Here is a 10,259-nt window from a genome sequence, read left to right on the forward strand (position 1 = left end):
CGAACTTGGTGCCGGTCAGCCCGGCTTCGTCACGCAGGAACCAGAGTAGCGGGAGATCCGGGTCGCCGTCCCAGCTCTGTTCCTGGCCGTTGATCTTCACCTTGATCATGATCGTCCCTCGCTCTTCATAAGCATGCCAAATTCAAAACTCGCCGACGCCGGTCGGCGACGGTTCGTGCCTCATGTCGCCAACATTGTGCCGTCGTCCCGCGCGGGCAAATCCCGGAGGGAGGCAGGAACGCCGATGGCGATGTCTGGATGTGCTCGATACCTCCCGTTTTTGTTCTTAATTGATTGAGCGTCATGCGGCATCGTGACGGCGCGAGCGTAACAACGATCGCGCCCGCCCGGCGTTTCACAGCCGGGTGTTCTCACCGGAAAAAGATTGCATCGGTGGTTTGTCAAAAGCAGGGCGCGTCATCGCCGCGTGGACCGCGCGTTTCGCAAACAGGGGTTGCGATGAAAAAAAGCTTCGTCCGCCAGAAAGACTGCGCGGACGAAGCAAGGTGCCTCAGTCGAGGGAGGGAGAAACGCAGGGACCGGGAACTTCAAGACGGAAGTTGGCGGCGCTGCGCAGTCATTCAGAGACCAGGACTGAGGGAGCCGATCGCCCTCGCATACGCGTAACTTGCAGCGGCGGCGGCATCGCCGCGATTGTTCCGAGGCCGGGCCCGTCCGACTCGCTGGCGCTGGTCGAGGCCAGCGAGCGGATGGGGCATGGCGAACGTCTAGCAGCCTTTGCTCAGGCGGCCTTGTTAGGCGGCCTTGGCTTTGGCGACGTGGGTCGCGATCGCGTCCATCAGTGCCGGTGACAGGCAATCATAAGGCTCGAGCCCGATTTCCTTCAGCCGCGAACGGATGCCCGCCATCTGCTCCGGCTTCACGCCGGCCTCGATCACCGAGGAGACGAAGGCGGCGAATTGCGGCGCCTGCGAGCCCTGCTCCTGGAACAGCTCGGGATGGATGAAGTCGAGACCGTAGAACGGGTGGTTCTTGTTCTCGATGCGGCCGTACATGTGCGTGCCGCACGCCTTGCAGGCGTAGCGCTGGATCACTGCGGAGGGATCGACGATCTGGAGCTTGTCGCCGTTCTCGAGCACGGTGACGTTCTGGCGCGGCACCACGGCGACGACGGAGAACGTCGCGCCCTGCGGCTTCCAGCATTTGGTGCAGCCACAGGCGTGATTGTGGGCGACGTCGCCCTTGATGCCGACCTTGACCTGGTGGTCCTTGCATTTGCAGGCCAGCGTGCCGCCGGCGAAGCTGCCGCTGCCTTGTTTGAGGCCGTTGTCGATCGATGGATGGAGTGCAACAGTCATGGGTCGATCCTCCTTGGGGTGACGCTTTCGAGCTAGAACACGACGACTGAACGGATGGATTTGCCCTCGTGCATGAGGTCAAAGCCCTTGTTGATCTCCTCGAGCTTGAGCACGTGGGTGATCATCGGATCGATCTGGATCTTTCCGTTCATGTACCAGTCGACGATCTTCGGCACGTCGGTGCGGCCGCGGGCGCCGCCGAAGGCCGTGCCGCGCCAGTTGCGCCCGGTGACGAGCTGGAACGGGCGGGTGGCGATCTCCTTGCCGGATTCGGCAACGCCGATGATGATCGAGGTGCCCCAGCCGCGATGGCAGGCTTCCAGCGCCTGGCGCATCACCGTGGTGTTGCCGGTGCAATCGAAAGTGTAGTCGGCGCCGCCATCGGTGAGGCCGACGAGATGCTGGACGATGTCGCCGGTGATCTTCTTGGGGTTGACGAACTCGGTCATGCCGAACCTGCGGCCCCAATCTTCCTTGGAGTCGTTGATGTCGACGCCGATGATCTTGTCGGCGCCGGCCATCTTGGCGCCCTGGATCACGTTGAGGCCGATGCCGCCGAGGCCGAACACGACCACGTTGGAGCCGGGCGTGACCTTCGCGGTGTTGACGACGGCGCCGACGCCGGTGGTGACGCCGCAGCCGATGTAGCAGCTCTTGTCGAAGGGGGCGTCCTCGCGGATCTTGGCGACCGCGATCTCCGGCAGCACGGTGAAGTTCGAGAAGGTCGAGCAGCCCATGTAGTGGTAGACCGGCTTGCCCTTGTAGGAAAAGCGGCTGGTGCCGTCGGGCATCACGCCCTTGCCTTGCGTCGCGCGGATCGCGGTGCAGAGATTGGTCTTCTGGCTGAGGCAGCTTTTGCACTGCCGGCATTCCGGCGTGTAGAGCGGGATGACGTGGTCACCCGGCTTCACCGAGGTCACGCCAGGGCCGATTTCGCGGATGATGCCCGCGCCCTCATGCCCCAGGACCGACGGGAAAATTCCCTCGCTGTCGAAGCCGTCGAGCGTATAGGCGTCGGTATGGCAGATGCCCGTCGCCTTGATCTCGACCAGGACTTCGCCGGCCTTCGGTCCTTCCAGATCGAGCTCGACGATCTCGAGCGGCTTCTTGGCTTCGAAAGCGACGGCGGCACGTGTCTTCATTGGTAGCTCCTCAAATTCTCGCAAGATGCCAAGAGATAGTCTCGGCAGCCTCGGCAACGTTCATTTATGGCCCATGCAGGCGTCTTCCGCCTTGGTGTAGGCCTCCGTTTTCTCCTCCTTCTTGGAGGGACGCTGCCGGCCCCATGCTTCGGTGGAGCGGGCGCGCAGATAGACGTACAGATCGTCCATGTAGCAGGCGACGTTCGGATTATCGCCGAAGGCCGGCATGACGTTCTCCTGCGCGGTCGAGATGTTCTTGCGACCGGAGGCGACCACGCCGAGGAAGTCGCCATAGCTCATGGACTTGACGGAATCCTTGAGCGCCGGCGCGTAGGTCGAGCCCATGCCGTCGGGCCCATGGCAGACGTGGCAGTCGGAGTGATAGCGGCGGTATCCGGAATAGGTGAACCAGTCCACGGTGCCGTCGGAAATCTTGTAGGTCGGAGTACCATCCTTATCGAGCCACTTTCCGTCGTCTTCCTTCTTCACGGCGGTCGGATCGCCCGGACCGTCCGCGACCGCAATTCCTCCGGACGCAACCAAGATCATCGCAGCAATGACAGAGCAGATTTTACGCAAGGGATTCATCCTCGAAGAAGCCCGGGGGAGACGAGCCGGCGCGTGGAGTTGATTCCACGCGCCGGAGCGATGCTGATGGGCCTAGTTCGGCAGCGAGAACACGGTCAGCGTACCGCCGAGTGCCGTGTAGTTGCTGAGGGCCGCATAGCCACCGACCGCGCCGAGACCTGCGGTCGGATCGGTCAGGCCTGCCGCCAGACCGATGCCGGCCCAGCCGCCGACGCCGGAGAGCACTGCGACATACTGCTTGCCGCCGTTCTCATAGGTGGTGACGTTGCCGATGATGCCGGAGGGAGTCTTGAACTTGTAGAGCTCCTTGCCGGTCTTGGCATCGACCGCCTTCAGGTAGCCTTCGAGCGTGCCGTAGAACACCACGTTGCCGGCGGTTGCGAGCGCACCCGACCAGACCGAGAACTGCTCCTTGTTCGACCAGACGATCTTGCCGGTCTTGCCGTCCCAGGCGATGAAATTGCCCATGTGGGTCTCACCCGCCGGCGGATACATCGAGAGCGTCGCACCCACATAGGGCTGGCCCGCGGTGTAGCTCACCTTGAACGGCTCGTAGTCCATGCAGACGTGGTTGGTCGGAACGTAGAACAGCTGCGTGTCCGGCGAGTAGGCTGCCGGCTGCTCGTCCTTGGTGCCGAGCGCGGCCGGGCAGATGCCCTTCACGTTGTGGTCCTCGCCCGCCTTGTCGGTCGAAGCTGCGTCGAGCACCTTCGGACGGCCATAGGTCGGCGAGTTCTTGTCCATGTCGACGCCGGNNGGTCCAGTTCACCTTCGGATCGTACTTTTCGGCGACCAGAAGCTCACCGGTGACGCGATCGAGCGTGTAGCCGAGGCCGTTACGATCGAAGTGCGTCAGCAGCTTGCGCGGGGCGCCGTTGATCGCCTGATCCGAGAGGATCATCTCGTTGACGCCGTCATAGTCCCACTCGTCGTGGGGCGTCATCTGATAGACCCACTTGGCAACGCCGGTATCCGGGTTGCGTGCCCAGATCGTCATCGACCATTTGTTGTCGCCGGGACGCTGCTTCGGATTCCAGGTCGAGGGATTGCCCGATCCGTAGTAGACAAGGTTCAGCTCGGGATCGTAGGAGATCCAGCCCCAGGTGGCGCCGCCGCCGATCTTCCACTGATCGCCTTGCCAGGTCTTGAGGCTCGAGTCCTTGCCGACGGGCTTGCCGAGCGCCGTGGTCTTCTCGGCGTCGACGAGGATCTGGNNCGCCGAACTCGCCGCCGGAGATGCCGATCAGCACCTTGTCCTTGATGACCATGGGCGCCGACGTGCCGGTCTCGCCCTTGCTCGGATCGCCATTCTTGGCGGTCCATGCAACCTGACCAGTCTTGACATCGAGCGCGACGAGGGTGGTGTCGGCTTGATGCAGGAAGATCTTGCCGTCGCCGTAGGCCAGGCCGCGGTTGACCGTGTCGCAGCACATCACCGGGATGACGTTCGGATCCTGCTTCGGCTCGTACTTCCAGACGATCTTGTTCTCCTGCGAAAGGTCAATGGCATAGACCTTGTTCGGGAACGGCGTATGGACGTACATCATGTTGCCAATGATCAGCGGGCCGCCTTCATGGCCACGCAGCACGCCGGTCGAGAAGGTCCAGGCCACCTGGAGCTTGCCTACGTTCTGGGCGTTGATCTGGTTGAGCTTGGAATAGCGGGTATTGGCGTAGTCGCCGGTCGGCATCACCCAGTCTTTCGGGTTCTGCGACATCTTGACCAGCTCGTCATTGGCTGAGGCGCCCCCGACGGCGAGAGCCGCCGCGGAGCCAAGTAAGGTCGCCAGTAGCACCTTGCGCATAGTTATTCCTCCGTTGGTCTCGTTTATTGTTTCCGAAGCAATATTGATTCACCGGGCTTCTCGTCCGGCGTCTGCTCGTGCAGGGCGGTCACGATTGGGACCAGAAACGATGCTGTGCTGTTTCCTCCTCCTGATGAGAGCCACGGGTCCACGTGCAGGGCGGCCCGTTCTTGTTGTTCCTGTCGCAATCCCTAACGACTTCGTCATCGGGAAACTTGCCCAAGAGAGAAGCCGGTTTGCTTCATAGCGCACGGATGCGAAGATTTTGATTTTGCAGTAGCGAATTCAGCGGCTTCGCATCGCTTTGACAGCACTTTCAACGCTCAGGTTCCCCTTGACGGCGCTGCAACTAAGGCGGAGGATTAACTTTCAAGGGTGGCAATGGAACGATGGCGCTCGTGCCAAAAGACCGCTCAAATTCGAGGTAAACGTCACGCAATCACGGCTGAGGGCTCCGGCAGCGCTGGTCGCGATTCGCGTCTCTCCGGATCAAACCAGTGGCTGGATTAATGTCCGACACCATTCACACGCTCTCGACCACCGGCATGACGCCGAAGCGCCAGATCCAGAGCTGGATCGACGGGCTGACGAGCCTGTGTGGGCATTTCGACGTCGATCCGCTGGAGGCGTCCTCGCTCGAGGGCCGCATCGACTACACCAGCGTCTCGCGCCTGAAGCTCTGCCAGATCGAAGTGAGTCAGCATCGCATTGCCCATACGCTGGCGCGCGCCAAGGCCAACGAGCATCCGTACATAAAAATCCACTTCCAGACTTACGGCGTGTCCTATTTCGAGCAGGAAGGCCGTCACATCGAAATCAATCCCGGCGACATCATCGCCTATGACGTATCCTGCCCGCATTCGATCATCAGCCCAGCCTTCACCCGTCACGACGTCGTGATCGTGCCGAAGGCGCTGCTGCGCGACCGCGGATTCCCGTCGCAGCGGATGCCCGCCTGCAAGCTGTCGTCGAAGACAGGGACGGGGCGGATCGCCCACGATTTCGTTCATGCGACCTTCGACGAGGCGGCAAAGCTCTCGGCAAACAGCGCGGTCGGCGTCGCCGATTCGCTGATCGACCTGTTGCTGCTGCCGCTGCGCGAAGCCGACACGATGTTCGACCGTGTCGGGCCCGAAGCGATGTATGTGCGCGCGCAGTTCTTCATCCGCGAGCACCTGCGCGATCCGGATCTGTGCATCGACCAGATCTCGACCGAGCTCGGCTGCTCCAAGCGCTATCTGCACATGCTGTTCTCCGAGCGCGGCACCACGGTGAGCGACTACATCTGGCAGGCGCGCCTGCAGAACTGCCGCCAGGAGCTCGAGGCCCACGCCGGCAAGACCATCACCGACGTCGCGTTCTCCTGGGGCTTCTCCAGCTCATCGCATTTCAGCCGGGTGTTCCGGAAATATTTCGGCGTGGTGCCGTCCTCGATCCACAAGGCGCAGCAGGCCACCGCGAGTTCGGGCGAGCACTAGGCCAGGCGCAAGGGCTTCCAGCGATTGCAGTGCCGCTCACGCAGCCGTTGCCGATCACGCAACCGTCGAAATATAGGGAATGCTGGCCAGCAGCGCGGCGAGCAGGACCGCGTTGCACAGCATCCCGCTCCAATGCAGCCGTCGCAGCCGGCGCGGGGCCTCGGCGTCGCCGGCATCCCCGGCGCTGAGCTGATTGTCAATCCGCGCCATGAACCGGCGGCGGCCGCCGATCGCCAGAGCTGCAAGCAGCCCGACGACCGTCGCGAAGGCGAGCCGGCCGGCAAGCAGGAAGGCCACGGTCCCGATGATTCCGGCCGCGCCCATCACCAGAAAATGGGCGTTGAACATTCCACGCAGCAACAGAGCGACAGGCTGGACATCCAGCTTCACCAGCAGGAAGGCCGGCGAAGCCAGCGTGAAATAACCCATCGGAAAGAGCAGGATGATCATGGCGGCCACGGCGAGCGGATCCGGCGTCATGCGAGCGGCCTTTCATGTCCGCAGAGGCGCGCAATCATAGCGGGAAAATGCACTTCCGACACTAGGCTTTGGTCGGATTCCGGGGGAAGGGGACGATTGGCGCGCCGCCCCCCGGCGCGCCGCCTAGGCCGGCTCGAGGCCGAGTGACTTCGCGCTCTCGATCCAGATCGGCAGTTCGCGCTGGTACAGCGCGTTGGTCTCCTTGAAGCCGATTGCGGGTTCGAGCACGAAGGTCGCCAGAACCTCCTTCACTTTCGGATCGTTGTTGGCGGCAACGCACAGCTCCGCCAGGCGGTCGACGATCGCCTGCGGCGTCGCCTTCGGCACGGCCCAGCCGGAGAAGCCGCTCACGGTGAAGAATTTCGAGGTCGCGCCCTGCTCCGGGAGGGTCTTGATGGCAGGGATCGCGTCGACTTTCTTGGAATGCACCGCGAACACGGTGCCGCGGTCGCTTTGCAGGACCGACTGCGCCGCCGTGTAGCTGCCCATCGCGGCGTCGAGCGTGCCTTCGAGCATCCCCGTCCACATCGGGGCCTCGCCGCGGTAATGGACCGGCTCGATGGACAGGCCATACTGCTTGTTGAGCTCGTTGACCGTCATGTGCGGGGCCGAGCCGGCGCTGTAGGTGCCGAAGTTCACCTTGCCGCTCTTGCGTGCGAACGCGACGAAATCCTCCAGCGTCTTGACCCCGGTCTTGGGGTTCGCGACCAGCAGAAGGCCGGCGCCCGGAATGACGCTGACCAGCGCCAAATCCTTGTCCATGTCGTAGCCGGGATTCTTCATCACCACCCGGTTCATGATGTAGGTGGTCGAGATCGAGCACAGCATGGTGTGGCCGTCGGGCTCGGCGCGGGCGACCTCCGCCGTGCCGATCGCGCCGGAGGCGCCGGGCTTGTTCTCGACGACCACGGTCTTGCCGACCTGCTTGGAGATGAACTCACCATAGGCGCGCGCGAGCAGGTCGGTCTGCCCGCCGGCGGGATAGCTGCAAATCATGCGAATCTGCCGCGCCGGCCAGGTGCCTTGCGACGCAGCTTGCGCCGAGGCCCTGCGCGCGACGAAAGGCATCGCAAGTGCGGTGGTACCGGCGGCGACGAAGTGGCGGCGATCGAATTTGGCGGACATGATTCCCTCCTGATTTTGGCCGAACCTACTGCATCGGGCTGGCGCCGCCATGGCCGGCGAGCGAGACAGATTGGCGCATTCCGTCGGACAGGGTGGGGCATGGTGGACGCGGCGTTCGTGCCCCGGACGCAGCGCGTCCGGGACACCAGAGCCTTTCCAATCACCGCTGAATGATCTTCGTCCAGACATCGCCCAGGATCGCAGGCTCGCGCGGCGGCAGATAGGTGAGGCCGGCCTGCTTGCCGAACTCTGCGATCCTGCCTTCGGCCGCGAGCCCCGTCAGCGCCTTGTTGACAGCGTCGATCAGCGCGCCATCGCTGGCCAGTCCGACATAGCCGCGATTGGCGCCGATCGGATAATAGTAGCCGGACGCCGTGATCGCCGTGTCCGGGTGCGCGGCGCGATGGGCGTCGAAGCGGCCGAGGTCGATCAGTGTCGCGTCGTAATCGCCGCGCTGGAGCGCGCCAAGGAGATCGTCGCGGCCGGGGACGAGGTGGGTGATGTTGTCGATCAGTCGCCCCTTGTCGAAGGTCATCAGGATGGCGTCGCCGAGCGAGCCGCTTTCGATGACGAGACGAAGCCCACCGAGATCGCCGATGTCGCCGATCTTGCGGCCGCTTGCCTTCGGCCCGAGCACGACCGTCATCGGCGAATAGACGTAAGGCTGGCTCGGCGCGAGCACGCCGAGTGCGACACGGCGCCGCCGATCGTCGCGGGTGGCCCCGGCGAAGTCCGGCAGGCGCGCCGTCTTCATTCCGGGGACGACGAGCGAATCCTGCGTCAGCGCGTAGCCGCCGACCAGCGAGCAGCGGCCATCCGAGAGCAGCGCGTTGGCCTCGAGCTGTGGGCTCGAATCCTCGTCCAGCTTGCTCTCGAACCACTGGATCGTCAGCTTCCGTCCGAGCCGCTCCGCGATCGCCTGCGCCAGCAGCACGTCGAAGCCGGCATCCGGCTTGCCGCGCTGGTGCATCGAGAGCGGCGGCCGGTCCTCGTCAAGGCAGATCTTCAGGGGATCGTCGGCCGCAAGAGCGACCGACGCCATCGTCGAAAGCAAGGCCGCAATGCTCCATGCGGCACGCTGGCCCCTCATGGCTTCCTCCGGCTGGAGATGAAGGCCCAGAGAGAGCCGATCTCGTCGTCGTCGAGGATATCGCCCCAGGGCGGCATCCTGTTGTTCTTGCCGTTCTTCACCGTGGTGATGAAGCGGGTCTTGTCGTCGGGGAAGGCACGCAGGTCCGGCGTGATGGTGCCGGAGTTCATCAGGTTGGGGCCATGGCAGTGCGAGCATTTCGAAGCATAGGTCGACTTGCCGTGGTCGATCTGTGCCTGCATGGGATTGCCGGTTGCGTCGTCCGCGGCGCGAACGGTCGCCGCAAGCGCGACCGTCAGCCCCGCGACGGCGGCGAGGACCGCCGCCGTCTTGTGAGATAGCCTTCTCAGCATCATGCCGTGGATTACTGCTTGACCGCAAAGACCCACAGCGAGCCGCCGGGCGGCACCTTGGCAAGCCGCTCGTCGCCGGAGAACAGCGAGTAGACGCCGCCATAGCCGCTGGTCACCGCGACATACTGCACGCCATCCTGCTGCCACGTCACCGGCTGGCCCTCGATGCCTGACCCGGTCTGGAACTGCCAGAGCTTCTTGCCGGTGTCGGCGTCGAACGCCTCGAACTCGCCGGTCAGTGCGCCCGAGAACACGACGCCGCCCGCGGTCGACAGCACGCCCGAGAAGCGTGGAATGTCGCTCGGTGCTTCCCATTTCGACTTGCCGGTCATGGGATCGATCGCCTTGAGATGACCGCGCGGCCCGTCCCCGAACTCCCAGGGATCGGTCAGGTCCATGCCGAGATACCATTCACCCTGCTTGAAGGTGACGGGCTCGGCCTTGTACTTGCCGCCGAAGTTCAGCGTGTTGGCGTAGGCAAGGCCGGTCTGCGGGTTGAAGGACATCGGCTCCCAGTTCTTGCCGCCGAGGATCGACGGATAGACCGTGACCTTCTTGCCTTCGCGCGCATCCTTGGCGACGTCGGTCTCGATCGGCTTGCCGGTCTTCATGTCGACGCCGGTTGCCCAATTGACCTTCACGTAAGGATTGGCCGCGAGCAGCTTCCCGTTGGTGCGGTCGAGCACGTAGAAGAAGCCGTTGCGATTGGCATCCATCAGCACCTTGGTCGGCTTGCCCTCGACATTCATGTCGGCGAGGACCATCTCGGCCACGCTGTCATAGTCGAACGGATTGTTCGGCGAGAACTGGTAGTGCCATTTAATCTTGCCGGTCTTGGGATCCATCGCCAGCACGGAGCAGGTGTAGAGATTGTCGCCG

The 10,259-nt window shown here is 63.5% G+C and carries 9 protein-coding genes and 2 pseudogenes; 1 reads left to right on the plus strand and 10 read right to left on the minus strand.

Annotation, left to right across the window (positions count from 1 at the left end; translation table 11 throughout):
• The 5 genes and pseudogenes from AABA86_RS32850 to xoxF5 form a co-directional block, all read right to left on the minus strand.
• Positions 1-109 (minus strand): annotated as a pseudogene (locus tag AABA86_RS32850) ((2Fe-2S)-binding protein); the annotation flags it as partial.
• 646 nt (positions 110-755) lie between these two features.
• The gene (gfa, locus tag AABA86_RS32855) at positions 756-1,319 is read right to left on the minus strand and encodes an S-(hydroxymethyl)glutathione synthase (RefSeq protein WP_212250405.1); all 564 of its coding nucleotides are present in this window, start codon (positions 1,317-1,319) and stop codon (positions 756-758) included.
• Positions 1,320-1,351: 32 nt separating this feature from the next.
• Entirely contained in the window at positions 1,352-2,461 is a 1,110-nt protein-coding gene (locus tag AABA86_RS32860; protein WP_091966608.1) for an S-(hydroxymethyl)glutathione dehydrogenase/class III alcohol dehydrogenase, read from the minus strand.
• Between the two features lie 60 nt (positions 2,462-2,521).
• Positions 2,522-3,010: a c-type cytochrome, methanol metabolism-related gene (locus AABA86_RS32865; protein ID WP_212250482.1), complete on the minus strand. Its 489-nt coding sequence runs from the start codon at positions 3,008-3,010 to the stop codon at positions 2,522-2,524.
• Between the two features lie 111 nt (positions 3,011-3,121).
• Positions 3,122-4,854: pseudogene (xoxF5, locus tag AABA86_RS32870) on the minus strand (lanthanide-dependent methanol dehydrogenase XoxF5).
• A 509-nt stretch (positions 4,855-5,363) separates the two neighbouring features.
• Between xoxF5 and AABA86_RS32875 the strand changes: the two are divergent.
• Complete coding sequence (locus tag AABA86_RS32875) at positions 5,364-6,332, plus strand: helix-turn-helix domain-containing protein (protein ID WP_018320733.1); 969 nt, start codon at positions 5,364-5,366, stop codon at positions 6,330-6,332.
• Between the two features lie 54 nt (positions 6,333-6,386).
• On the opposite strand, the gene AABA86_RS32880 is transcribed toward AABA86_RS32875, so the two are convergent.
• From AABA86_RS32880 to AABA86_RS32900, 5 genes are all read right to left on the minus strand, one after another.
• Entirely contained in the window at positions 6,387-6,812 is a 426-nt protein-coding gene (locus tag AABA86_RS32880; RefSeq protein ID WP_338309710.1) for a hypothetical protein, read from the minus strand.
• A gap of 123 nt (positions 6,813-6,935) precedes the next feature.
• A complete protein-coding gene (locus AABA86_RS32885) occupies positions 6,936-7,937 on the minus strand; it encodes a Bug family tripartite tricarboxylate transporter substrate binding protein (RefSeq protein WP_338309711.1) in 1,002 nt (333 codons plus the stop codon).
• Positions 7,938-8,097: 160 nt separating this feature from the next.
• On the minus strand, positions 8,098-9,027 hold the full coding sequence (locus AABA86_RS32890; protein ID WP_338309712.1) for a substrate-binding periplasmic protein: 930 nt from the start codon (positions 9,025-9,027) through the stop codon (positions 8,098-8,100).
• Positions 9,024-9,380, minus strand: coding sequence for a c-type cytochrome (locus AABA86_RS32895; RefSeq protein ID WP_212250480.1), 357 nt, complete (start codon positions 9,378-9,380; stop codon positions 9,024-9,026). The genes AABA86_RS32890 and AABA86_RS32895 overlap by 4 nt, the downstream gene beginning before the upstream one ends.
• 11 nt (positions 9,381-9,391) lie before the next feature.
• A partial coding sequence (locus AABA86_RS32900; RefSeq protein ID WP_338309713.1) for an outer membrane protein assembly factor BamB family protein occupies positions 9,392-10,259 on the minus strand: 868 nt, incomplete at its 5' end.

This window comes from Bradyrhizobium sp. TM233, assembly GCF_036247965.1.
Lineage (GTDB): Bacteria > Pseudomonadota > Alphaproteobacteria > Rhizobiales > Xanthobacteraceae > Bradyrhizobium > Bradyrhizobium ottawaense.

Bases quoted from the DNA above. Each gene is read 5' to 3' on its own strand.
- gfa (WP_212250405.1), bottom strand. From the start codon at position 1,319: ATGACTGTTGCACTCCATCCATCGATCGACAACGGCCTCAAACAAGGC.
- AABA86_RS32860 (WP_091966608.1), bottom strand. From the start codon at position 2,461: ATGAAGACACGTGCCGCCGTCGCTTTCGAAGCCAAGAAGCCGCTCGAG.
- AABA86_RS32865 (WP_212250482.1), bottom strand. From the start codon at position 3,010: ATGATCTTGGTTGCGTCCGGAGGAATTGCGGTCGCGGACGGTCCGGGC.
- AABA86_RS32875 (WP_018320733.1), top strand. From the start codon at position 5,364: ATGTCCGACACCATTCACACGCTCTCGACCACCGGCATGACGCCGAAG.
- AABA86_RS32880 (WP_338309710.1), bottom strand. From the start codon at position 6,812: ATGACGCCGGATCCGCTCGCCGTGGCCGCCATGATCATCCTGCTCTTT.
- AABA86_RS32885 (WP_338309711.1), bottom strand. From the start codon at position 7,937: ATGTCCGCCAAATTCGATCGCCGCCACTTCGTCGCCGCCGGTACCACC.
- AABA86_RS32890 (WP_338309712.1), bottom strand. From the start codon at position 9,027: ATGAGGGGCCAGCGTGCCGCATGGAGCATTGCGGCCTTGCTTTCGACG.
- AABA86_RS32895 (WP_212250480.1), bottom strand. From the start codon at position 9,380: ATGCTGAGAAGGCTATCTCACAAGACGGCGGCGGTCCTCGCCGCCGTC.